Here is a 22,576-nt window from a genome sequence, read left to right as displayed (position 1 = left end):
CGCCGTCGAGGTCAGATCCGGCGGGCCGTCCGCCAACGCAGGGCCCAGTAGCCGGTGCCGTCCAGGATGGACTCGCCACCCAGGTCACCCATGGTCGGGCCGTTCGCGGTGGTACGGCTCGAGATGAACCTGTGGTGTCCCCGGTCGTCCACGCCGAGGTACATGCCGGAGTGCTCGATGTTCGCGCCCTGCACCGGCCCGGCGTTGAAGAACAGAAGATCGCCGGGGAGCAGCCGATCCAGCTCCCGGGCCCGCTTGCCGGTGTTCGGCATCAGCAGGGCCCCTGGTCCCACCGAGGCCATCGCGGTCGCCCGCCGGGGTAGGCCGGGGCCGGCGTTGTTCGTGCCGAGGAGCGGGTAGCCCATCCGGTAGCCGTAGACCATGCGCAGGAAGCCCGAGCAGTCCAGGCTGCGGATGTGCGACGCCGTCGGCTTCTCCTTCTTGTCGGGGAACTCCCACGACACACCGAGGTAGTCGTAGAAGTCGGAGTTCTCGGCGCGACCGTCCGGGTCGATGTCCGACAGAGGCCCGAAGGCGGCGTCCCCGGAGTACTGCCGGCCTTTCGCGTCCTTCTTCGGCACGGCGACATAGGTGTACTCCCGGGCCACCGCCAGCACGTCGGGCGAGCGGTCGGTACGGGCCTTACGGAACCAGTCGGTGAACCACTTCTCCTTCTCGGCACCCGCCCGCCACTCCCGTGGTGCCAGTCGTACCCACAGCTCGGCGGGGACCTTGGCCTTGGTGAACCGCGACTCGGCGAACGTCCGCTTCGGGCCGCTGATGTGCACCGTGCGGGCACCGTCGGTCATGATCGCGACGGTCTTGCCCTTGGCGTCGACCATCTGCGTCCGGTTCGGCGCGGTCAACCGTCGGTAGTTGTAGCCGGAGCCGCTGGTTACGGCGGCCTGCGCGGCCTGCGCGCCGAGGCTCAGCTCGATCGGATCCGCCGCGCTGTGCCGGGCGATGACGTAGGCGAAGGTGCTGCCGCCGCTCAGCAGAGCGAAGGCGGCGACGGTCATCAGCATGGCGCGGCTGCGGGAGTAAGTCCGGTAGTTCATGCCTGTCCCTCGTCGGTGTGGGGCCTCAGGTGACCGGCACGAAGCCGGCCACGACGCCGCTGAACGCCACCCCGTAGGTGATGACGGTGACCATGACGGTGGCCAGCACTGTCGCCTTCGGCGGCTGGCGTACGAGCTGGTAGGCGATCAGCCCCGGCGCCACGAAGCCCAGGGTCTGGTGTGCGAAGAGCAGCGGCAGGTCCCGTTGGACGATCACGAACAGAGTCATCTGGAGGAGGACGCTGAGCAGGACGATCGCGGCGAAGAGGCGCTTGCCGTAGAGGATCACCATGCGCTGCATCAGCCGGGTGAGGGCGTAGGTGACGACGGTCATGACCACGATCACCGCAGCCTGGAGCGGGTCCTCGATCAGCGCGAGCGCGATCCAGCCCGGCGTGATCATCCCGCCTGGCGAGAGGTTCGTGGTCAGATAGCAGAGCAGCGCGAAGACCAGGCCGATGCCGAGGCACGCGGTGGCCAGCTGGGCGCTTAGTTCTCCTCCGAATGTCACCGGTAGGTCCTTCCCAGGAACACGGTCTCGCCGTCCACGGCGGAAGCGCGCGCGGTCGGCGGACGGAGCATCGATTCGGCACGACTGCGGTCCTGCGGTTCCCAGCTCGGCAGGGCGGCCAGCTCGTGCAGCAGCACCTCACCCTGCCCGTGGATGTTCCCGACGGCGACGATCGAGGCATCCTCCGCCGTCACCGCCATGACCTCGCTGATCAGCCGTTCCGAGGGGAGCTTGCCGCCCAGGTCGACCACCCGGCTCTGCAACTCGGCGGGAACGTTGACCTTGGCGCTGCGGGTCATCTCACCGATCAGCACGATGCACTGCGGCTGTACCCGGCCGGCGAGCGTACCCATCTGCCCGTTCCGTTCCACCCGGTCCGGTCGACAGTTGATGACCATGGTCAACGGCTTGCTGATGAGCCGTTGCTTCTCCAGTTGCTCGATGTTCATGTACGTCGACTCCGGGTCGTTGGCGGCGAAGATGTTGGCGAAGCGGACGCGCTTGTCGCCGTACAGAACCCGGGCCACGGAGAGCACTCCCGGGTCGGGTGGGGCCGACCACATGCCGGTGAGCGCGCTGTGCCTGTCGACGCCGAGCTGTTCGGCAACGGCGAGTGCGATGGCCACGTTCTCCTTGAAGGTGATCCAGCCGAAGCCGGACATCTCCTGGTCGGTCACCGACTCGGGGTCGACCGCGATCAGTCGGCAGTTCCGTTTGGCTGCCTCCTTCTCCAGGATCGCCAGTCGGTCCTTCTCCGCGGTGATGCAGATGCCGCCCTCGGGCATCGACCGGCTCAGCGACCGGGCCACGTCGTCGAGGGTCGGCCCCATCTCGGCGAGGTGATCCTCGCGGACGTTGCAGAGCACCCCGATGGTGGACCTGATGAGCTTGCTCTGGTTGATCTCCTGCAACGCCGGCATGACCGCCATGCACTCGATGACGAGCGAATCCGGGTGGTAGACGGCGGCCCGCCGGACGATGCCGATCTGCTCGACCACGTTGGCGATCCCGAACTTGCGGTGCACCGGCTCCTCGCTGGCATCCGGGAAGATGAACCGCGCGGCGGTGCCGGTGGTCTTGGCCACCACCACCTTGCCGCCGCCGCGCAACGCGCCCGCGCAGAGTCGTGTGATCGAACTCTTGCCACGGATCCCGTTGACGAGCACCCGGTGCGGGATGGTGTCGAGGTTGCGGTTGTGGTTCCGCTGCTCGATCACGCCGGCCACCAGGAGGGCGAGGCAGCAGAGGCTGTAGACGGTGTAGAGGTAGAACATGCTCAGCCCTTCGTCGCCCGGTTGCGAGTCCCCGCCGCGTGCCGGACGCGGGCGAGGACGCTGGTCCGGTCGGCTCCCGCGCCGCGTAGCCGCAGCGCACCACCAAATCGGGCGGACCCGGTGTGTCGGACCTGGCGACAGATCTCCAGGCACATCGCTATCGCACCGATGTCGTCGTGGCGCTGCGGCGGGACGGGCAGATCCACGGTCCCGTCGGCCATCCGCTCGGCGAAGGAGCTCAACCTGCGCAACGGCCGGACGAAGATGTAGAGCTGCCACAGGTGGGTGAGAAGGGCGATGCCCACCACGGCCCCGGCCACAAGCAGGGTCCACCGCCGCTCCACCATCGTGGGCAGGCGCAACCCGGCGACGTCCTGCTCCAGCACGACCGCCCACTCAAGGTGGGCGACTGTCGTCGGCACGGTCAGTCCGGAGGCAGCGACCATCGCCGGGGTGCCGTCCTCGGTGGTCGACCGGCCAACAGTGCTGCCTGGCAGCACCTCGACGGCGACGCTTCGGGCCAACGCGCCCTGTAGCGGCTGGAACGCCTGGAAGCCCTCCGAATCCAGGATCGTCCGCAGCTCGGCGTCGACGACCCGGACTCGGCCATCCACCCGACGGACCAGCCCGAGCAGGCGGTCCGGGTCGAACTCACCGACCACAGCGAAGCCGTCGGCGCGCTGGTTGAAGGCGTACACGAGCGGCAACCGCTCGGCTGTGTCGTCGAGATGGATGCCGACCTCGCCTGGCAGTGGCGCGACGGTCCGCAGCGGTTTCCGGCCCGCGCCGGCCACCATCTTTCCGTCGTGGTCGACCAGGTACAAGGCCCGCAGCCGCTGCTCGGCGGCGAGTTCACGGTCGAGGGTACGGTCCGCCTGCCCGAGGTCCTTCGAGGTGATCCCCTGCGAGACCCGGGAGACGGTGGTCAGGCCGTCATCCAGCAGGTGCCCGAGGGCGTTGCTGGCCTCCTCGGCCCGGCTTTCCGCATCCCGCACCAACTGCACGGGAATCGTCGGATCGGGAGCCTGCAACGCGACCAACGTGGCCGCCGCCGGCCAGAGCATGGCGACCACCACTGCGACGGTCAGGCCCTGGAGGACGGTTGGCCGCCACCGCTGGTCCGGCGGGTACTGGTCGCCGGAGGCCAGGGCCAACGCCCGCGTGATCCGGTGCGCCTCGCGGATGCGCATCGGCGGACGGCGCCGGGTCATCACGCCGCAGGCGTCGGCCTTGGCCTGGTTCAGCAGCGCCCGGACCGGCCGGACCAGCGACATGCGCATGAGTACGAAGCTGAGCAGTGTCACGAGCAGCAGGCTGAGCCCGAGCAGCACCCCCTTGGTGCCCGAGGTCCCCGCGCTCACGTCCGCCGCGAGCAGGGAGACGACCACGAGCCCGGTCTCACCCACCGGCGCGGACGACACCACGAGCCTGCGGTCCGTCCACTCCTTGACCACCACCTCGCGGCTCTGGGGCGAGTCGGACCCGGCCAGGCCGGCGAAGACCGTCGGCAGGTGCACGGCGTCGACCGCACTGGCCCCCTGCATCAGGCTGCTCTTGCCGTCGGGTCCGATCATGTGGACGCCATGTCCCGCGTCGGGGTTGAGTCGCAGGTTCCGCATGGTGACCTGCTGGAGTGCGAGTACTGCCCGGGTGTCGTCCAGCGCTACGGCATAGACCAGCACCGGGCCATCAGCCGTGGTGGCGGCGATCGTCCTGTCGACTTCCAGCACCGGCGGTAGGAGGTCGAGCGGTAGCGCCGCGCCCTTGGCGGCGAGAGGTCGCCGGGAGGCGGTTTCCACGATCACCGCGCCGGTGAAGCCGGCACCCTCCCCGACCAGGCGGGTCAGCAGATCGGCGTCGCTAGTGGTGCCCCGGTCCTGCACGGTCCGGCTGAGGTTGGTCGCCCGGCTGCGGGCCTCGGTCTGCATGCTCGACGCCAGTTTGGACACGACGTCACGCTGGGAGTCGACGACGGCTGGGAGCACCCCGCGCTCGGCGCTGACCGCGAACCCGAGGATCGCCATGGCGACCACGAACATCGTGGTCCAGAGATAGACGAGTGAGGGTGCGCTCGTGCCGGCGGGAAAGGACGCGGCCGGCAACTGCTGGTCGAGCGCCCGTCGCCTCCAGGCCAGCAACTGTTCATGATCGTCTGCGGGCCCAGCCGTCGACTGCCATGGCGCGTACTGCGCCGACCTGCCTGACACGAAACGACAACCTTCCCCGTGGAGCTACTCCCTGGACCGCTGCCTGTCCAGCTCGTCACCCCAGGCGACGGCCGCAGGCCGCCGCGAATGCTAGCAAGGCGCGTCACCACGAGATCTGTGACGATTTCGTCTTTGTCTCGGCTCAGTTGCGGCTGTTACTTGCGCGGCACTCCGCGTACCACCAGGCCTGCGGTATCGGCGGCCCTGGTTAAGAGGTTGCCTTCGATCCGCTCGACCGCGGCCTCGTAGATCCGGCGGCGCCCTGGGGAGAGGGCCGGATCCGCCAACGCCCGCTCAAGATCGACCAGACGGATGTTCGGATTCAGATCAACGAAGGTGGGGATCGCCTCGATGGCCACCACCTTCCACCTCTTCGTCTCGCCGGCCGGACCGAACGTCACCCGGGTCATCGCGCCGTCACGGTTGGCGTTTACCGGCTCGGCGTGCCGGGCGATCTGGTTGCCCATCCCGTAGACGATCCAGGTGTCGCCGATCCGCTCCACCGGCTGGACGACGTGCGCGTGATGCCCGAAGACGACGTTCACGTCGTCGATGGCGGCGATCTGACGGGCCCAGGTCTGCTGGTCGACGTCCGGTTCGTGCTCGTACTCGGTGCCCCAGTGCAGGCTGACCACCACGATCTCCGCGCCGGCTTCCCGGGCCGCCGCCGCGTCCCGCCGAATGGCCTTCACGTCGATGAGGTTCGCCACCCACTCCTTGTCGGCGGGCGGGCGCAGACCGTTGAAGCTCTTGGTGAAGCTGATGTGCCCGACCTTCACGCCCTTGGCCCGATAGATCTTGACGGTGCGGGACTCACGCTCGGTCCGGTAGCTGCCGGTGTGCCCCAGATCCGACTTGTCCAACGCGTCGAGGGTCCGCTTGACGCCGTCGTACCCCTGGTCGATCGTGTGGTTCGAGGCGGTGGAGCAACCGTCGTACCCGGTGGTCTTGATGCCCTTGACCACCTCCTGCGGCACGTTGAACTTCGGGAAGCCGATGTAGGGGCCGCCCGGCGGTGCCAGCGGGGTCTCCAGGTGGCACAGGGCCAGATCCGCGCTGGAAACGGTCTCCCGCACCGGCGCCAGCATGGGGGCGAAGTCGAACTCGCCGCCACCGTCGCGCCGGGCCTGGTCCCACAGCTCGGGGTGCAGCAGGATGTCCCCGGCGCCGAGCACGGACACCGTCCGTCCGGCCGCCTTCACCGGGGCCCCCAAGGGGCGGGGCGGGTCTGCCGGCGCGGGAGATTCGACGGACCAGGGTCCGAGGACATAGATCGCCCCGACCCCGACCGCCAGTGCGACCACGCAACTGAGGATCGCCCGTAGCGTGCCGGAGAACCCGCCGCTCACCTGAGAATTGCTCGCCACCGCGACAGGCTAGTACGCCTTGCCCGTCGCCCGCTGAGGGGTTGGCCCGCTGTCCCCCGGTCGATCAGCGACCTCGACAGTCGGAGAAGCCGGCGGGTTCGTCGTGCAGACCCTGAGCGAGCATGCCCGCGCATCTTGGCAGCGGCACGCGCCTCCGCTACCGTGGGAACGCTCCCATGAACTTAGATACATCTATGTGATCTGGAGGCAACACGTCGTGGCTATCCTCTCCTCGCTCCGCCGCAGATCGGCGGCTTTCAGCGTGGCGGCCGTCGCGGGCGCCACCGCCGTCGGCGTCTGCCTCGCCGTCAGCAGCGCCTCCGCGGGCACGCTGTCCGGGTCGCTCTACCGTGACCCGAGTTCGGCCGTCGTCCGCTGGGTCGCCGCCAACCCGGGCGACTCGCGTACGGCCGTCATCCGGGACAAGATCGCGAGCCAGCCGCAGGCGCGCTGGTTCGCCAACTTCAACCCCTCGACCGTGCAGTCCGAGGTCTCCGGGTTCATCGGCGCCGCCAACGCGGCGCAGCAGATCCCAGTCCTGGCCGTCTACGAGATCACCAACCGCGACTGCGGCGGTGCCAGCGCCGGTGGGGCGCCCGACCTCAACCAGTACCAGACGTGGGTGTCGAACTTCGCCAGGGGACTGGGCAACCAGACCGTCATCATCATCCTGGAAACCGACTCGCTCGCTCTGCTGACGTGCCTGAGCAGCGCCGAGATCAACGCGCGCAACGCGGCGATCTCGACGGCCACCCGGACCATCAAGTCGGGCAACCCCAACGCCAAGGTGTACCTCGACGGCGGCCACTCCACCTGGAACAGCGCTGGTGAGACGGCAAACCGGCTCCGGGCAGCCGGCGTGCAGTACGCCGACGGCTTCTTCACCAACGTCTCGAACTACAACTCCACCTCCAACGAGGCGAACTTCGGTCGGGCGGTCATCTCCGCTCTCAACGGCATGGGGATCTCGGGCAAGCGCCAGGTCATCGACACCAGCCGTAACGGAGGTGCCAGCGGGGACTGGTGCGGCGACGACAACACCGACCGGCGCATCGGGCAGTACCCGACGACCAACACCGGCGACGGCAACATCGACGCGTACCTGTGGGTGAAGCCGCCGGGGGAGGCGGACGGCTGCCGCTTCACGGCCGGCTCGTTCCAGCCCGAACTGGCCTTCAGCCTGGCCAACGGCGCGCCCAACCCGCCCACCACCACCCCTCCGACGACTCCTCCGACGACGCCGCCAACCACCCCGCCAACCACCCCTCCGACGACTCCGCCGACCACGCCGCCGGCCGGTGACGGCTGCTACGCGTCGATCGCGGTCAACCAGTGGGCTGGCGGTTTCACCGCGAGCGTGACGGTCACCGCCGGCAAGTCGGACATCAACGGTTGGACCGTGACCGTCGCGCTGCCCAACGGCTCTGTGACCAGCGCCTGGAACGCGCAGGTCAGCGGCACCAGCGGATCCGTAGGGTTCACCAACGTGAGCTACAACGGCCGTGTCCTCGGCCGGCAGTCGACCAACTTCGGCTTCCAGGGCACCGGCACCGGCCCGGGCGTGTTGGCCGACTGCGTGACCAACTGACAGCACTCGATGCGGCGGCCCGGCGCGGAGGACCACTCTCCGCGCCGGGCCGTTCCTCGCCACCCCGGTCGCGCTCGCGCCCCCCGTAGTCGTCGGGGACGCCGCGCCAGCTAGGTCCGCACGCTGGTGGCCGGTGGCTTCTCGGCATCCCGACCACTGGCCGGTCGCACCGACCAACTGCTGTAGTTCCTCCCTCTCCTGCGGGACATCTCGTGGCCGGCGAGCAACGCGATCGCCACGGCTGTCAGCAGGCCACCGAACAAGGGGATGACGCGCACCCCGGCCGTCGCCAGCAGACCCGCGCCGATCAACGAGCCGGCCGCGAGGCCGAAGTTGAATGCGACGCTGAGGCTGGCCGACGCCATGTCGGTGGTCGACGGGGCCACCTGCATGACGCGGTGCTGGATTCCCGCGATCAGCGAACTGAACGACATCCCCGCCACAGCGAGCAACGGGATCGTCACTACCTTGCTCGCGCCAGCTCCATAAAGGCCGAGCATCGCGGCGGTGAGGAGCCCGAGTAGAACCAGCACGACACCGAGCGGAAACCGGTCGAGGACCCGGCCGACCGCCCAGGTCCCGGCGACGCCGAACGAGCCCTGGACGAAGAGCAGCAAGCCGAGAGATGCTGCGGCGAACCCGCTGACGTCGAGGAGGAAGACCGTCATGTAGGTGAACGCGCCCATGGCGCCGGTCACCGCGAGGACGGTGGCGGAAAGGAGCACGACGAAGCGTGCTCGGTCCGGCATCGGCCCGATGTCGCCGGCACTCTGTTGCGGTGCGACGCTCGGCAGGAGCAGGGCGACCGCGACGCAGGTGACGAAGCCGAAGACGGCCATCGCGACGAAGGCGGCCCGCCACCCGGCCTGCCCGCCCAGCCAGGTGCTCAGCGGTACGCCGAGGACCGGGCCGAGGGCGTTACCGATCGACAGCCGAGCCACGATGCGGCCGCGGATGTTCGCGGGGAACATCGAGATCGCCACCGGAAACACCACAGCCCAGAAGACACCGTTCGTGGTGGCGGACACCAGTCGCGCGGCGAGCAACACCTCGTAGGAGGTTGCGAAGGCCGACACCGTCGTCGCCGCGGCGAACACACCGAGGGCACCAGCGAGCAGTGGGCGCCGGGGTACACGCCGAGTGGCCCGGGTCAGCGGGAGCGCCACGATCATGACCACCACGGCGTACCCGGTCACCAGCAGGCCGGCCTCGGACCTGGAGCGTCCCAGGTCCGGAGCGATCAGGGTGAGCAACCCGATCGGAAGAACCTCGGTGGTGACGTAACAGAAAGTGGCGGCGGACAACGCGGCGAGGGCATAGACCGCGCGTCGTTGGGGTGCCATTGGCTACCTCCCAGATCCCGAACGTCGATAGATGATTCCGGCTAAATGGATTTTGACGGTAGCATAGACGAGTGGGCATCCCTCGTTGTTCGGCCGCAAGGCGTTGTTGTTGCGCCGATGCGTGTGGCCAAGCGTGGCGCACCAGCTCACGAACTGGACGGGCGTGAACCGCCGTCGATGCTTTAGGTGGTAGCCTCGCTGGTATGCCACTCGACGTGTGCCAGTTACCGATGGTCGGGGGGCACCCCGTGCTGGATCTGGTCAACACACTGGAGCGCGGCGGCACGTCGCCGCACGACTTCCTGTCCGACAGCTCCGCCCTGCTGCGTTGGTCGGTCCAGGTGGGCCTGATCAGCGACGCGGAGGCCGACCAGGTTGGCCGCGCCTGGGGCGACGAGCCGGCGGCGGCACACGCGGGCCTGGCCGCCGTGCGGGACATCCGCGAAGGGCTGTATCTCGTGATGCTCGCGGCGATCACCGACGCGGACGACGGCGCGGCGGGCGACCCCGTCGCGGCCGGTGCCGCGCTGGTCGGGCTCCACCAGCGCTGGTCCGGCGCGGCCGCCCGAGCGAGATTCGTGCTCGACTCGTCGCAGGTACGGCTGGTCTACGGCACGGTGCCGGCCATGTTGGTGCCCGACCGGATCGCCGAGGCCGCCCTGGACCTCATGGTGGCGGCCGACCTGACCCGGGTGCGCCGCTGCCCTGTGCTCGAAGGTGGCTGCGGCTGGCTGTTCCTCGATCGGACCCGCAACGGTTCCCGCCGCTGGTGTCGCATGGCGGACTGCGGCAACGCGGTGAAGGCGCGACGGCTCACCGAGCGTCGCCGCGCCGCCCGGCCCGCCAGTCCGTGAGTCTTCGCCGGCAGCGGGCGGCTGCCGCCCTCATGTCGGTCCCCCTGGCGTTCCGCCGGGGGTGGCCCTGTGCTGGGAGAAAAGGTGTCCGGGTGGCGGGGTGAACGCAGGCCGCTCCCTGCCACCTCAGCTGGACGCCCGGGTCGCTAGACTGAGCCCTCGCGCCCCCGTAGCTCAGGGGATAGAGCATCGGTTTCCTAAACCGTGTGTCGCAGGTTCGAATCCTGCCGGGGGCACCAGGTCAGAGTCTTGATCATCGATCAATCATTACCCTTGCGCGACTTCCGTGCCCGATCGGGTGGTGACGCTCGCGTTGGCATGTCCGAGCCGACGGGCAGCGACGAGCACACCGTGAGAGTCAGCTACCCAGCTCGCGTGGGTCGCCCGCAGATCATGCGGGGTCACGTCGTCGAGTCCGGCGGCGACGGCCTGGACGAAGCGGCGCCGCCAGCCATAGGCCAGCAGCAGGACCGGGACCCGGTCGCCGAGTTCGCAGTGTGCGGCTAGACGGCCGACATCCTCGACGGTAAGGATGCGCGGATCAGCCTCCGGTATTCGGGGCAGCCGCACATCACGGCAGGGAGTCGACGCGATCATGTCGTTGTCGACCGCCGAGGCCATGACTTGAGCCAGCAGCCGAGACGCCTGCCGCGTTTGCGAGGCGCTCAGCGTTTGCGACAGTTTGCCGACCCACTTGCTTACGGCGATCGGCCGGAGCATCGAGAGCTGGGTACGGCCGAGGTGCGGCACGATGAGGCGGTCCAGGACCGAGCGGTAGCTGTGCACAGTCTTGGGTTTCCACGCTGACTCACTGCACGACTTGCTTGGGCTTCGTGTGATTACCTACTTCCCAGACGGCGACCTCGCTGCTGCCGTGATCGAGCAGGAAGTCGACATCGATAGAGGCTCTCTTGACAGGCGAGCACGGGCGTTCAAGCGCCGCTCGGGCACCTCGCTCGGCAAAGCACGCGGAGGCACTGGTGCCGGGCCTGCCCTGCTCGGGCGGGCCCGGCACTTTCTGGAGAAGCTATGAGCTGACTCGTTGCCAGCTCCGATCTGCGGCAAAGGGACGGTACGACCACACTTGTTTTCCGCTTGTGGTCGTGACGGTTACCTGCACGATGCCTTCGCGGACTTCCGCCTTCTCGATACGGGTGACTCCGTTGACGCCCGACCGGAGAACCTCCGAGCCGAGTGGGTAGTCCCCATCGTGCCGGAAGGATTGCAGGGTCTGCGACGTTTCGCCGCTAGGGGACCGCAACGTGAGGATGGCGAACGTCGCTTCGCCGTCGCTGGCGTTGACGAAGGACACGGCGCCGATCGTGACTGTGTAGTGGGTCGTGCCCTTGCTGGGGTCATCGCTGTTGTTGTACATGTTGACTTTGCCGGACCCATTCACCATCGGCACGCAGTAAGCCGACTCGCCGGATCCGTTGGGCTTCCGGCGGCTCACGAGGAGGCCGGTGTTGCGGAAGTCGACCTCGTGGAAGTCCTTGGATGGCTTCTGGAAGGTGGTCGGACCGTCCACCTGACGGAAGGCGCTGTTCCGGAACGCATAGCCCCGCACCTGTCGCTCGCAGGGCAGCCACCCGTTGGTCTGGTACGGGCCATAGGCGGCGAGCCGGACGACGCCGTTATCGACTGTAATTGCCTCGCGGGAGAACGTCGCGGCCACGTTGGGAGTGTCCGCCGAGTTGATGACGTATCCCAACGGTGTCAGTGCGCCGTCCGAGGCGACCTTCAGCGCCAGCAACTGGGTAACGTTCAGCGACTCATCGTTCTGGCAACGGATGGTGGTGAGTTCCTCGTCGCCCGGCACGCCATCGAGGTCGGCCTTGATGGGATCCAGCTCCCCGATGACCAGTTTCGCGCCATCCGCCAGCGTCGTCGTACCGTGGACAAATTTCCTCGTTCCCTTCGCCTTGCACCCGTCGTCTTCCCAGCCAGGGAACGCCGGGAGGGTGAGGGTGGCATTGCGCAGATCGGCCGATGCTGGAGCCGACGATGCTGGAGCCGATGACGGGGCGAGCGACAGAGTCGGACTGGCCGGTTCGACGGGGTTGGCGGATCCGATCGCATCGGGTGGCGAGTTGTTGCCCCGTGGACTGGCGGAGTAGGCCGTGATCGGCAGGGCGATCAGCAACGCACCGGCCACGCTGAATGCCGTGAGGTGGACTCTCCGCCGGAACGCCACCTTGTGACGGACTGCGGGGGCGCCCGGGGCGGGCAGGTGGGAGGAGCGCTCTGTCGCGTCGAATTCGGTGAATGCGTCGCTGATGAGGTTGTCCAGGTTGTCAGACATAGGTTTCCTTTCCGGTCATCCCTTGAGGTGCTCGGCGAGGGCGGTTCGCCCGCGGCTGAGCCAACTTTTTACCGTGCCCTCGGCCACGTTTTCCTGCACAGCGATTTCCGCGACTGACAACTGGCCCAGGTAGTGCAGAACGACGGCCTTGCGAAGCTTCGGCGGTATCTTGGATAAGGCTGCGACCAGCGCCACGCGGTCTGGCGACGGGCCGTCGTGATGTTCTTCCCGCTGGCGGCGCAGGAATATCGCGGACGTCTTCTGTCGCCGGAGCCTACTGGTGGCGAGATTCCATGCGACCCGGCGCACCCAGGCATAGGAGTCGTCGTATTGCCTGATCCTGGCCCATCTGGTGTAGGCGCGGCAGAATGCCTCTTGCACCAGGTCCTGTGCCTCTGCTCGGTCACCCAGGTATGCGTAGAGCTGGGACCTGAGGACGTCGAACTTTGTCGCATAAAATTCGTCGAAATCGCGCTGGTCGTCTTTTGTCGAGGCTCGAGGTGCGGCCGCGGCTGCGGTCATCACTGCGGTCACGTTTCCTTCCTCCCGTGGTGCCACCCTCGTGGGCGAGCAACACGAACACGTGCGGGCTCTCCCGTCGGTTGCATAGGTCTTTCCGGTGCCGCCCGCGCTCCGGCGGCAGGGTTGGCATTTCAGGCCGACGGCGTGTCAAGAAACCCCGCCGAGTGGGCGGCCCGCGGCTCGGGCCACGACAGTCGTGGTCCCGCGTGCACAACTCCGGTCCGATACATTGCCGCAGGGTGTCGGCCAGGTGAACGAGCCGGCATATCTCGCTGAATGCGACGCCTCGAGAAGGACTTTCCCGCCTTGCGGAACGAGCTGGCTATCAAGGAGAAGCAGCTGCGCAGCGAGATTAGCGCGGTGAGCCAACGCCTCTATGACTATTTGCTGTCGCCGGAGTCCGACCCGGTCGACGGCTTCGAGACTGCAGAGCAACGAAATCGTTGACTGGGAGCAGGCGCACCCGACCTCGATATGGAGATCAGCTGGCGGCGAATGAACGGTGTGCACCCCGAGGAGCGCGACGACGGCCTCAACGAAGCGGAAGCGATCGCCATGCGCGACCAGTTCCACGCGCAGCTGACCCGCGAGCGGCGTCGGCTTGACGCCCGCACCTGGCTCGCTCACCATCGATGCCCACGGGTCAGCGGCTGCGCGCTCTAGCACCGCACCATCCGGGCCGGCCGATCACGACCGGCCGGGGCGGTGGGGCGACTCAGGCGGCGTAGATGAGCTTGACGCCGTCCAGCCCCAGGGCGGCTGCCCGGGTTCCGCGGACCCCGCTGTTGAGGTTGCGCCAGCCGTTGTTGCTGGCGGCCTCGTGCACGTAGCCGTCGACGACGTTGTAGATGTGCTTCACCCCGTCGAGGTTCAGCGCGGCCAGCGCGGTGCCCTGCGCCCCGTGGATGCCGGTCCACAGATTGTTCCAGCCGGCGTTGGTGGGTGGTGTGGTCGGGCGGTACCGCGACCACCAGACGTTGATCAGAGCGTCGGCAGCTGTTCGGCTCGGGTGACCACCTGGTCGATGAGGCCGTACTCCCGGGCCTGCTCGGCGGTGAACCACCGGTCCCGGTCCCAGTCCCGCTGGATCTCGTCGAGGGTCCGTCCACTGTGTTGGGCGATGAGCTCCTGCATCGTCCGCTTCACGTGCAGCATGTTCTCCGCCTGGATGGTGATGTCGGCGGCGGTTCCGCCCATCCCGCCGGACGGCTGGTGCATCATGATCCGCGAGTGCGGCAGCGCGTACCGTTTGCCGGCCGCACCCGCGCAGAGCAGGAACTGCCCCATCGAGCCGGCGAACCCGAGCGCCAGCGTCGCCACGTCGTTGCGGACGTAGCGCATCGTGTCGTAGACCGCCATCCCCGCGCTCACCGAACCGCCCGGCGAGTTGATGTAGAGGTAGATGTCCCGGTTGTCGTCCTCGGCGGCGAGCAGCAGGATCTGCGCGCAGATCTGGTTGGCCGACTCCTCCGTCACCTCGGTGCCGAGGAAGACGATCCGCTCCCGCAGCAGGCGCTCGAACACCTGGTCGCCGAAGGTCGGCTGCCCGCCGTTGAGCATCTGTACGCCGTACCCCATCATGTGCCGCCGCCTTCCGCCGTGCCGGCGGGCGGTGGGACCACCCGGTGGACCGGCCCTTCCAGCGTGCCGGCGGTCGCGACGGCCAGCCCACGGATTCTGCCGCCGGCAGATCCGCCGACGGCAGAACCGGCGCGGCCTACGCGGCGGTCAACCGCCGCGCGCCGACCGGGGCCGACCCCCTGCCAGCCAGGCAAGGGGTACGCGGGCCGGGGCGCGAGCCACCAGCGGAGACCGTCACGCCGACCCGCATGGTCGGCTCGCCGGCCCTGGGCACCCGCTGGAGGGGCAGCCCGCCGCCGAGCGGACCCACCAGAAGGGTGGCATTGCCGATCTCCCGTCGGACCGCCTCGACAGGCTCCAGGTGGGTCAGCGCGGCGCGGGGTGCCGCCGGGAGACGGGGTTCGACCCGGCGCATGTCGTCGCGGGCCTCCCCGAGCAGGTCGGCGAGGCTGATGCCGAGCGCCCGGCAGATCGCCGCGAGCACCTCCGAGGAAGCCTCCTTGCGGCCCCGCTCCACCTCCGACAGGTAGGGCACCGACACGTCGGCCGACTCGGCCACCTCGCGCAGCGTGCGGCCCTGGCGCTGGCGGTGGCGACGCAGCACCCCGCCGATGACTCGTCGCAGCAACGACATGCCGGCCTCACTTTCGCGGTCGTCGTCGGGAACACCCTCATCATGCCCGTCCCCGGCCGTTAAGGCCGACCCGTCCGGGCCCGCGCCGCTCGACGGCGCGGGCCCGGGGCTCTCACCGGTGCAGGTGGGTGTGCCAGTTGGCCGGATCGGCCACCAGCGTCACCGCCGGGAACAGCGCCCGGGTGCCACCGCTGGGGAGCAGGGCGCTGTCGTCGATCGACACGTTCGCCCCGTCGACGTCGTAGACGGTCAACGACTCGTTGCCGTTCTCCCCGCCGAACCGCGCCGGGTGCCCGTCGACGGTCGTGTTCGGGTCGACGTACTCGTTGTCGGCGGAATCGGTGATGTTCCGGTAGCGGGAGATGCTCACCGTCATCGTCCGGGCCCGCTGCTGGCCGGGATCGTCGGTGATCGACTTCGGTGACCAGGTGGTCGACGCGTACCAGACCTTCGGCTCGTCCAGCGACTCCTGAACGTCGACGGCGATCACCTGTAGTGCTGCCGGTACACCCGCCACCGCGGCCGGCATCGGGATCGGGTCGTCTGCGAACCGCAGCGCCCGGGCCACCCGCGTCGCGGTGCTCCGGACGTCGGCTCCGACGCCGACCACCCTGAGCTGTGCCCAGCCGTCCGGGGCGTACCGCCAGCGGAGGATCGCCTCCGGCTGCTCGGCCCCGCTGTACGAGGCGAAACTGCTGGCCCCGCCATTCAACTGCGGGCCGGGTGTGGTCTCGCCGGGCCGGGCCGCTTCGCCGCTGTCCCGCTGCGGTGCCGAAGGCTGCACTCCCCTCGGATAGAGGGTGATCGCGACGCCCTTCCATTGGCCGCCGCCGGGCGCAGTGGACGCGCTGAGATAGACGCCGGAGCCGGAGAGCAACAGCCCGGCCTGGTATTGAAGTTTGGGCAGCCCGTCCGGCAGCCAGCCGAACCGGACGTACACCCGCTGTGGGTCGATGGTGGTGAGCGCGGCCGGTAGTCCGGTCTGGCCGGCGAGTGTCGCGGCGTCGAACGGGGCCGGCGCCCGGTCCGGGGTCAGCAGGTGGGGGACGGTGAGCCCGCCGACGGTGAGCGCCACCGCCAGCAGCGCGGCGCCGGCACCGTGAGCGAGGCGGCGTTGCCGCCGTGCCGTGGTCATCGCCCGTTCCACGTCCAGCACGACGGAGGGCCGCTCGGCCGACTCGATCTCGGTCAGCATCAGGTCGCCGATCTGGCGTTCGTCAAGCATCGTCGCTCCTCTCAGTTCGCGGTCAGGGTGGGGGTGAGCAGGGTGCGCAGAGTGGCCAGGCCCTTGGCGGTCTGGCTCTTCACCGTCCCCGTCGAGCAGCCCATCGCGTGGGCGGTCTCCTCGACGCTGAGGTCCTGGAAGTACCGCAGCACCAGCACCGCGCGTTGGCGTGGAGGCACCTGCCGCAGCGCGCCCACCAGGGTGATCCGGTCGGTCGGATCGGCGAAGGCCCTGGACACGTCGGGCAGCGCGGCGCCGAGGCGGACCCGCGTCCACCGCAACCGCCGCTCGTCGATCAGTCGCCGCAGCAGCATGGTGCGCACCAGTGCGTCCAGGTGATCGGCCTGCCGCGCCCGCGCCCACGAGCGGTACAGCTCGGTGAGCACCCGTTGCAGGATGTCGTCGCCCCGGTCCCAGTCCCCGCACATCAGGTAGGCGGTGCGTCGCCACTGCGCCATCCGGGACCGGACGTACTCGGTGTATTCGTCGTCGGCCTCGGCTCGCCGTCTGCCGCTCGTCGTCACGAGGGTCGCGCCCCCTCCGTCTGCCGGCCTGCACCGGTTCGTCGTTGTCGTCCGTAAGTCGGGTGCGGGAGCGGCGTCGGTTGTCCGCCGCGACCCGGACGTGCGATCGGCGGCGTACCCGCTATGTTGTGGGCGTGCAGGCGACGGCGGGGCAGCAGGTTCGACGGTGATCCATTTTCCCGCGCAGCGGCGGGGCCCACTGAGCGCGCTGAGCCTTCGGCTCGCCGCAGCCCTGGGCCTGGTCTTCGCAGTGGTCGCCGCGGTCTATCTCGGCCGGGACGGCTACCGCGATGTCAACGAGGACGGTCTGACTCTCCTCGACTGTTTCTACTACGCGGTCGTCTCGCTCTCGACCACCGGTTACGGGGACATCACCCCGGCCGCGCCGTCGGCCCGGCTGGTCAACGTCCTCTTCATCACCCCGGCCCGAGTGATCTTCCTTATCATCCTGGTCGGCACCACCCTGGAAGTTCTGACCGAGCAGTACCGGACCGGCCGTCGCCTGTCGCGGTGGAGGAGAGCCGTGAAGGACCACGTCATCATCTGCGGCTACGGGACCAAGGGGCGTAGCGCTGTCTCCGCCCTGATGGAGAACGGTCTGGACCGTTCGCGGATCGTGGTGGTGGAGCGCAGCGCCGCCGCCCTGCGGCAGGCCACCTCCGCCGGGCTGGTGGCGATCGAGGGCTCGGCGACCCGCTCGTCGGTGCTGAACGAGGCGCACGTCAAGAACGCGAAGGCCGTGATCATCGCGACCGACAGCGACGACGCGTCGGTGCTGGTCGCGCTGACGGTACGGCAGCTCACCGCCGGGCAGGTTCGCATCATCGCGGCAGCCCGGGAGGCGGAGAACGCCCCGCTGCTCAAGCAGAGTGGCGCACACCATGTGATCGTCTCCTCGGCCACGGCGGGCCGGCTGCTCGGCCTGTCCACCTCGGCGCCGCCGCTGATCGACGTGGTGGAGGACCTGCTCACCCCCGGCCAGGGCATGGCGCTGGCGATGCGTTCGGCCGAGCGGGACGAGGTGGGGCGCTCGCCGCGCGAGCTGGAGTCGTTGGTGATCGCCCTGGTACGGCGGGGCAAGGTGGTCACCCTGGCCGACCGGGCCGGCGCGGTGATCGAGACCGGCGACATGCTGGTGCACGTACGCGACGACCGTCCCCAGTCGGCGACCACCGCCTGATCGTCCTGCCGCTGCCGCTGCCGCTGCCGCTGCCGCTGCCGCTGCCGCTGCCGCGGCGTGCCGGCCCCGCTGTCGTCAGTGTGGTGAGGCGGCGTCAGCAGGTGTCGTCGGCGACGCAGATCGCCTCGGTGCAGTTGACCGCCGCGCCGGTGGAGGCCCGGCTGAGCAGTTTGTAGAGCGTCTCCCGCTCGGCGGGATCCAGCGCGCCCAGCACCTCGTCCTCGGCGCTGGCCAGGGCGCATTCGGCCTCGCTGAGGCGTTTCGCCCCATCTTCGGTGAGGTCGACGACGTGTCGGCGACGATCCTCGGGTGAGCGCCGACGCTCGATCAGCTGCTTCGCCTCCAGGTCGTTGAGCAGCCCGACGATGTTGGTGCTGTCCATCTCCAGGATGGTGGCGAGCGCCTGCTGCCCGGTGCCGCCGCCGGCGCGCAGCACGGTGAGCGCGACCAGATGCCGCGGGCGAAGTCCCAGCGGCGCCAGCACCGACTCCGACCGCAGTCGCATCCGCCGGGCCAGATGGTCCAGGAGTGCGCCCGAGCGGTGCTCGGAGGAGTCGAGCGGCTGCGCGGACATGTGACCCAGTCTACCGAGTCTGAGGAACATCGGCCTGCTATAAATAGTTGGTGCTTCACAGACGATTCCTGGAGGAGGAATGATGCATCTGCTGCATATCGACTCGAGCATCCGCGGTGACTGGTCGGTCAGCCGGCGGCTCACCGCCCGCGCCGTCGCGACCTGGCGTGCGGCTCACCCGAACGGCACTGTGGCCTACCGAGATCTGGGCGCGGAGCCGCTGCCGCACCTGGATGCAGACGGTGGGCTGGCTCGCATGACGCCGCCGGACCAGCACAGCCCGGCGCAGCGCGACTCCTGGCAGCTCAGTGAGCGGCTGGTCGACGAGGTGAAGCGGGCCGACGTGGTGCTGCTCGGCCTGCCGCTCTACAACTTCGGTGCGCCCAGCAGCGTCAAGTCCTGGGTCGACCACCTGATCGTTCCCGGGCTGGCGTACGACCCGACGACGCAGGAGGGCCTGCTCGGCGGGCGCGAATTCGTGGTGCTGGCCACCCGGGGCGGCGGCTACGGCGAGGGCACCCCTCGCTCCGGCTGGGACCACGCCGAGCCTTGGCTCCCGCACGGCCTGTCGATGACCGGCATGCAGCCGCGCTTCATCAGTGCCGAGCTGACCCTGGCACCGTCGGTGCCGGCGATGGCCGAGCTGATCCCGCTGCACGAGGCGAGTCTCGCGGCGGCCGAAAAGGAGATCGACAACCTCTGGACGCCGGCCACCGCCCAGCGCTGAGGCAGCGCCGGTACGACGAGAGAGCGGCCGCCCCCGGATCGGGGACGGCCGCTCTCGTCAGTAACGACGGGTCAGATGATCGTCCAGGTGTCGCCGCTGCCCAGCAGGCCGGCGAGCTGCTGCTCGGGGGTCTCGGTGACAGTCGCCTTGGCGGCCGCGAGCTGAGCCTGCACGACGCTGTCGTAGGACGGTCGGTCCACCGAGCGGAACACCCCGATCGGGGTGTTGCGCAGGTCCAGGCCGGGCAGCCGGGACAGCGCGAACGCGTACGCCGGGTCGGTCACCGTCGCGTCGTGCACGACGATCTCCTCGGGGCGGACCGAACTGGTCTCCCGGACCTCCAGACCGAAGCCACCCGGCGGGTGCACCACGCAGAAGCGCCCGTCACCGAAGGTGATCGGCTGCCCGTGCTCCAGGCGGATCAGGTAGTCGTCCCGGGTCGACGGGTCCTTGAGCTGTTCGAACGCCCCGTCGTTGAAGATGTTGCAGTTCTGGTAGATCTCCACGAAGGCCGAGCCCTCGTGCTCCGCGGCGGCCCGCAGCACCGACTGGAGGTGCTTGCGGTCCGAGTCGATGGTGCGGCCGACGAAGCTGGCCTCCGCCCCGAGGGCGAGCGAGAGCGGGTTGAACGGGGCGTCCGCCGAGCCGGCCGGGGTCGACTTGGTGACCTTGCCGACCTCGGACGTCGGAGAATACTGGCCCTTGGTCAGACCGTAGATCCGGTTGTTGAACAGCAGGATCTTGAGGTTGACGTTGCGACGCAGCGCGTGGATCAGGTGGTTGCCACCGATGGAGAGCGCGTCGCCGTCGCCGGTGACCACCCAGACCGACAGGTCCGGCCGGGACACCGACAGGCCGGTCGCGATCGCCGGGGCCCGACCGTGGATCGAGTGCATCCCGTACGTGTTCATGTAGTACGGGAAGCGGGACGAGCAACCGATCCCCGAGACGAAGACGGTGCGCTCCCGGGGGATGTTCAGCTCCGGCATGAACTGCTGGATGGCCGCCAGGATCGCGTAGTCACCGCAGCCGGGGCACCAGCGCACCTCCTGGTCGGACTTGAAGTCCTTGGCGGTGAGCTTGAGGGCGACGGGCTCAGACATTCTTCAGGACCTCTTCCAGCGTCGTCTCCAGCTCGGCGGCCGTGAACGGAAGGCCGCGGACCTGGTTGTAGCTGATCGCGTCGACCAGGTAGCGGGCCCGGATGACGTGGGCGAGCTGGCCCAGGTTCATCTCCGGGATGACCACCTTGTCGTACGAGCGGAGCACCTCACCGAGGTTGGCCGGCATTGGGGCCAGGTGCCGCAGGTGCGCCTGGGCGATGGAGAGGCCACGCTGGCGGACCCCGCGGCACGCCGCGCCGATCGGCCCGTACGTCGAGCCCCAACCAAGGACCAGCACCCGAGCGTCGCCGTCCGGGTCCTCCACCTCGATGTCCGGCACCGGAATGGTCTCGATCCGCGCGGCCCGGGTGCGCACCATGAAGTCGTGGTTGGCCGGGTCGTAGGAGATGTCCCCGGTCTTGTCGGCCTTCTCCAGACCGCCGATCCGGTGCTCCAGGCCCGCGGTGCCGGGGATCGCCCATGGCCGGGCCAGGGTCTCCGGGTCACGCAGGTAGGGCAGGAAGGTGGTGCCGTCCTCGCCGTTGGGCTTGGTGGCGAACTCGACCCGCAGGTCGGGCAGCGACTCCACGTCGGGCAGCAGCCACGGCTCGGAACCGTTGGCGACGTAGTTGTCGGACAGCAGGATCACCGGGGTGCGGTAGGTGAGCGCGATCCGGGCCGCCTCCAGCGCCGCGAAGAAGCAGTCCGACGGCGACCGGGGCGCGATCACCGCGACCGGCGCCTCGCCGTGCCGGCCGTAGAGCGCCATGTTGAGGTCGGCCTGCTCGGTCTTGGTCGGCATGCCGGTCGACGGGCCGGCGCGCTGCACGTCCACGATCACCAGCGGCAGCTCCAGCGCCACCGCGAGCGAGATCGTCTCGCTCTTGAGCGCCACGCCGGGGCCGCTGGTGGTGGTCACCCCGAGCGACCCGCCGTAGGAGGCGCCCAGCGCGGCGCCGACGGCGGCGATCTCGTCCTCGGCCTGCACTGTGAGAACGCCGAAGCGCTTGTGCTTGCTCAGCTCGTGCAGGATGTCCGACGCGGGCGTGATCGGGTACGCGCCGAGGAAGACCGGAAGCCCGGAGCGGACCCCGGCGGCGACCAGCCCCAGCGAGAGAGCCGCGTTGCCGGTGATGTTGCGGTAGGTGCCCGGCTTCATCTTGGCCGGCTTGACCTCGTAGCGGACAGCGAAGTCCTCGGTGGTCTCGCCGAAGTTCCAGCCGGCCTTGAAGGCGGCGACGTTCGCGGCGACCAGCTCCGGGCGGGCCGCGAACTTGCGCTCCAGGAAGCGCAGCGTCGACTCGTAGGGCCGGGAGTACATCCAGGAGAGCAGGCCGAGCGCGAACATGTTCTTCGACCGCTCGGCGTCCTTCTTGGACACCTGGTGGGCAGCGAGCGCGCCAACAGTCATCGAGGTCAGCGCCACCGGGTGCACCACGTAACCGGCCAGCGAGTCGTCGTCCAGCGGGCTGCTCTGGTAACCGACCTTGGCGAGGTTGCGCTTGGTGAACTCGTCGGTGTTGACGATGATGTCCGCGCCGCGCGGCAGATCGGCCATGTTGGCCTTGAGTGCCGCCGGGTTCATCGCCACCAGCACGTTGGGCGCGTCGCCCGGCGTGAGGATGTCGTAGTCGGCGAAGTGCACCTGGAAGCTCGACACGCCGGGCAGGGTGCCGGCGGGAGCCCGGATCTCGGCGGGGAAGTTTGGCAGTGTGGAGATGTCGTTGCCGAGCTGCGCCGTCTCCGAGGTGAACCGGTCGCCGGTCAGCTGCATGCCGTCGCCGGAGTCACCGGCGAACCGGATGACCACTCGGTCGAGTTGACGGATCTGCTTGGTCACTGTGCCACCTTCGTTCGCGACTGCGGGGCTTGCCCGGCCACGGAACCTCCTCGACGCAACGCTTCACCGCACCGCCCCAGGCTGGTCCGGCCGCTGTCGTTCCTCTCCTGAGAGCCTACGTCTAAGGGGGCCCTAACCATCCCCGGAGGGTTGCCTACTGGG

Annotated in this window: 23 protein-coding genes and 1 tRNA gene; 7 read left to right on the top strand and 17 right to left on the bottom strand. The window is 69.0% G+C overall.

Translation table 11 applies throughout. From position 1 onward, the window contains the following. Positions 1–11 precede the first annotated feature (11 nt). The 5 genes from AB0B68_RS20400 to AB0B68_RS20380 all read right to left on the bottom strand — a co-directional run bounded on the left by AB0B68_RS20400 (position 12) and on the right by AB0B68_RS20380 (position 6,417). On the bottom strand, positions 12–1,058 hold the full coding sequence (locus AB0B68_RS20400; protein ID WP_357261755.1) for an NlpC/P60 family protein: 1,047 nt from the start codon (positions 1,056–1,058) through the stop codon (positions 12–14). Positions 1,059–1,083: 25 nt separating this feature from the next. Beyond that, entirely contained in the window at positions 1,084–1,569 is a 486-nt protein-coding gene (locus AB0B68_RS20395) for a poly-gamma-glutamate biosynthesis protein PgsC/CapC (RefSeq protein ID WP_355005071.1), read from the bottom strand. After that, positions 1,566–2,843 (bottom strand): poly-gamma-glutamate synthase PgsB, encoded by a 1,278-nt coding sequence (gene pgsB, locus AB0B68_RS20390; RefSeq protein ID WP_357205541.1) that lies wholly within the window; start codon positions 2,841–2,843, stop codon positions 1,566–1,568. The genes AB0B68_RS20395 and pgsB overlap by 4 nt, the downstream gene beginning before the upstream one ends. Positions 2,844–2,845: 2 nt before the next feature. Then, positions 2,846–5,050: a HAMP domain-containing protein gene (locus tag AB0B68_RS20385; protein WP_357205538.1), complete on the bottom strand. Its 2,205-nt coding sequence runs from the start codon at positions 5,048–5,050 to the stop codon at positions 2,846–2,848. A 155-nt stretch (positions 5,051–5,205) separates the two neighbouring features. Beyond that, a complete protein-coding gene (locus tag AB0B68_RS20380; protein WP_357261752.1) occupies positions 5,206–6,417 on the bottom strand; it encodes a CapA family protein in 1,212 nt (403 codons plus the stop codon). Between the two features lie 217 nt (positions 6,418–6,634). Between AB0B68_RS20380 and AB0B68_RS20375 the strand changes: the two genes are divergently transcribed. Beyond that, the gene (locus AB0B68_RS20375; RefSeq protein ID WP_357261749.1) at positions 6,635–8,005 is read left to right on the top strand and encodes a glycoside hydrolase family 6 protein; all 1,371 of its coding nucleotides are present in this window, start codon (positions 6,635–6,637) and stop codon (positions 8,003–8,005) included. A gap of 110 nt (positions 8,006–8,115) precedes the next feature. Here the strand turns inward: AB0B68_RS20375 and AB0B68_RS20370 are convergent, their stop codons facing one another. Next, positions 8,116–9,348, bottom strand: coding sequence for an MFS transporter (locus AB0B68_RS20370; protein ID WP_357261746.1), 1,233 nt, complete (start codon positions 9,346–9,348; stop codon positions 8,116–8,118). Positions 9,349–9,551: 203 nt separating this feature from the next. Here AB0B68_RS20370 and AB0B68_RS20365 point away from each other — a divergent pair, with 203 nt between their 5' ends. Next, a complete protein-coding gene (locus AB0B68_RS20365) occupies positions 9,552–10,202 on the top strand; it encodes a CGNR zinc finger domain-containing protein (RefSeq protein ID WP_357205527.1) in 651 nt (216 codons plus the stop codon). Positions 10,203–10,365: 163 nt separating this feature from the next. Next, a tRNA-Arg gene (locus AB0B68_RS20360) sits at positions 10,366–10,441 on the top strand. Between the two features lie 28 nt (positions 10,442–10,469). Here AB0B68_RS20360 and AB0B68_RS20355 read toward each other — a convergent pair. The 3 genes from AB0B68_RS20355 to AB0B68_RS20345 all read right to left on the bottom strand — a co-directional run bounded on the left by AB0B68_RS20355 (position 10,470) and on the right by AB0B68_RS20345 (position 13,029). Continuing rightward, positions 10,470–11,042 carry a hypothetical protein gene (locus AB0B68_RS20355; protein WP_357261800.1) on the bottom strand — a complete coding sequence of 191 codons (573 nt, stop codon included), beginning with the start codon at positions 11,040–11,042 and terminating at the stop codon, positions 10,470–10,472. Positions 11,043–11,229: 187 nt separating this feature from the next. After that, positions 11,230–12,504, bottom strand: a complete 1,275-nt coding sequence (locus AB0B68_RS20350; protein WP_357205524.1) for a hypothetical protein — start codon at positions 12,502–12,504, stop codon at positions 11,230–11,232. 15 nt (positions 12,505–12,519) lie between these two features. Then, positions 12,520–13,029, bottom strand: a complete 510-nt coding sequence (locus AB0B68_RS20345) for a SigE family RNA polymerase sigma factor (RefSeq protein ID WP_357205553.1) — start codon at positions 13,027–13,029, stop codon at positions 12,520–12,522. 273 nt (positions 13,030–13,302) lie between these two features. Between AB0B68_RS20345 and AB0B68_RS20340 the strand changes: the two genes are divergently transcribed. Beyond that, positions 13,303–13,473 (top strand): hypothetical protein, encoded by a 171-nt coding sequence (locus tag AB0B68_RS20340; protein WP_357261743.1) that lies wholly within the window; start codon positions 13,303–13,305, stop codon positions 13,471–13,473. A 48-nt stretch (positions 13,474–13,521) separates the two neighbouring features. Beyond that, entirely contained in the window at positions 13,522–13,689 is a 168-nt protein-coding gene (locus AB0B68_RS20335; RefSeq protein WP_357261740.1) for a hypothetical protein, read from the top strand. A 52-nt stretch (positions 13,690–13,741) separates the two neighbouring features. On the opposite strand, the gene AB0B68_RS20330 is transcribed toward AB0B68_RS20335, so the two are convergent. The 5 genes from AB0B68_RS20330 to AB0B68_RS20310 all read right to left on the bottom strand — a co-directional run bounded on the left by AB0B68_RS20330 (position 13,742) and on the right by AB0B68_RS20310 (position 16,990). Then, positions 13,742–13,885, bottom strand: a complete 144-nt coding sequence (locus AB0B68_RS20330) for a hypothetical protein (RefSeq protein WP_357205515.1) — start codon at positions 13,883–13,885, stop codon at positions 13,742–13,744. Between the two features lie 122 nt (positions 13,886–14,007). After that, positions 14,008–14,604, bottom strand: a complete 597-nt coding sequence (locus AB0B68_RS20325; protein ID WP_357205550.1) for an ATP-dependent Clp protease proteolytic subunit — start codon at positions 14,602–14,604, stop codon at positions 14,008–14,010. Positions 14,605–14,743: 139 nt separating this feature from the next. After that, positions 14,744–15,241 carry a helix-turn-helix transcriptional regulator gene (locus AB0B68_RS20320; RefSeq protein WP_357205512.1) on the bottom strand — a complete coding sequence of 166 codons (498 nt, stop codon included), beginning with the start codon at positions 15,239–15,241 and terminating at the stop codon, positions 14,744–14,746. Positions 15,242–15,353: 112 nt separating this feature from the next. Continuing rightward, positions 15,354–16,466: a hypothetical protein gene (locus AB0B68_RS20315; protein WP_357261737.1), complete on the bottom strand. Its 1,113-nt coding sequence runs from the start codon at positions 16,464–16,466 to the stop codon at positions 15,354–15,356. Positions 16,467–16,477: 11 nt separating this feature from the next. Continuing rightward, a complete protein-coding gene (locus AB0B68_RS20310; protein ID WP_357195555.1) occupies positions 16,478–16,990 on the bottom strand; it encodes a SigE family RNA polymerase sigma factor in 513 nt (170 codons plus the stop codon). Positions 16,991–17,156: 166 nt separating this feature from the next. On the opposite strand from AB0B68_RS20310, the gene AB0B68_RS20305 reads away from it, so the two are divergent. After that, a complete protein-coding gene (locus tag AB0B68_RS20305) occupies positions 17,157–18,170 on the top strand; it encodes a potassium channel family protein (protein WP_112603739.1) in 1,014 nt (337 codons plus the stop codon). Positions 18,171–18,264: 94 nt separating this feature from the next. On the opposite strand, the gene AB0B68_RS20300 is transcribed toward AB0B68_RS20305, so the two are convergent. After that, on the bottom strand, positions 18,265–18,744 hold the full coding sequence (locus AB0B68_RS20300) for a MarR family winged helix-turn-helix transcriptional regulator (protein ID WP_357261734.1): 480 nt from the start codon (positions 18,742–18,744) through the stop codon (positions 18,265–18,267). A gap of 82 nt (positions 18,745–18,826) precedes the next feature. Here AB0B68_RS20300 and AB0B68_RS20295 point away from each other — a divergent pair, with 82 nt between their 5' ends. Continuing rightward, positions 18,827–19,471 carry an NAD(P)H-dependent oxidoreductase gene (locus AB0B68_RS20295; protein ID WP_357195551.1) on the top strand — a complete coding sequence of 215 codons (645 nt, stop codon included), beginning with the start codon at positions 18,827–18,829 and terminating at the stop codon, positions 19,469–19,471. Between the two features lie 71 nt (positions 19,472–19,542). Here the strand turns inward: AB0B68_RS20295 and AB0B68_RS20290 are convergent, their stop codons facing one another. Together AB0B68_RS20290 and AB0B68_RS20285 are read right to left on the bottom strand one after the other, a co-directional pair. Next, complete coding sequence (locus AB0B68_RS20290) at positions 19,543–20,574, bottom strand: 2-oxoacid:ferredoxin oxidoreductase subunit beta (protein WP_357261732.1); 1,032 nt, start codon at positions 20,572–20,574, stop codon at positions 19,543–19,545. Then, on the bottom strand, positions 20,567–22,414 hold the full coding sequence (locus AB0B68_RS20285) for a 2-oxoacid:acceptor oxidoreductase subunit alpha (protein WP_357261729.1): 1,848 nt from the start codon (positions 22,412–22,414) through the stop codon (positions 20,567–20,569). Before AB0B68_RS20285 ends, AB0B68_RS20290 begins: the two co-directional genes overlap by 8 nt. Positions 22,415–22,576: the final 162 nt, after the last annotated feature.

Origin of the sequence: Micromonospora sp. NPDC049049 (genome assembly GCF_040649115.1) — a bacterium.
GTDB lineage: Bacteria > Actinomycetota > Actinomycetes > Mycobacteriales > Micromonosporaceae > Micromonospora.
The sequence above is the reverse complement of the archived record's forward strand: the minus strand, read 5'-3'. Positions and strand labels throughout refer to the sequence as shown.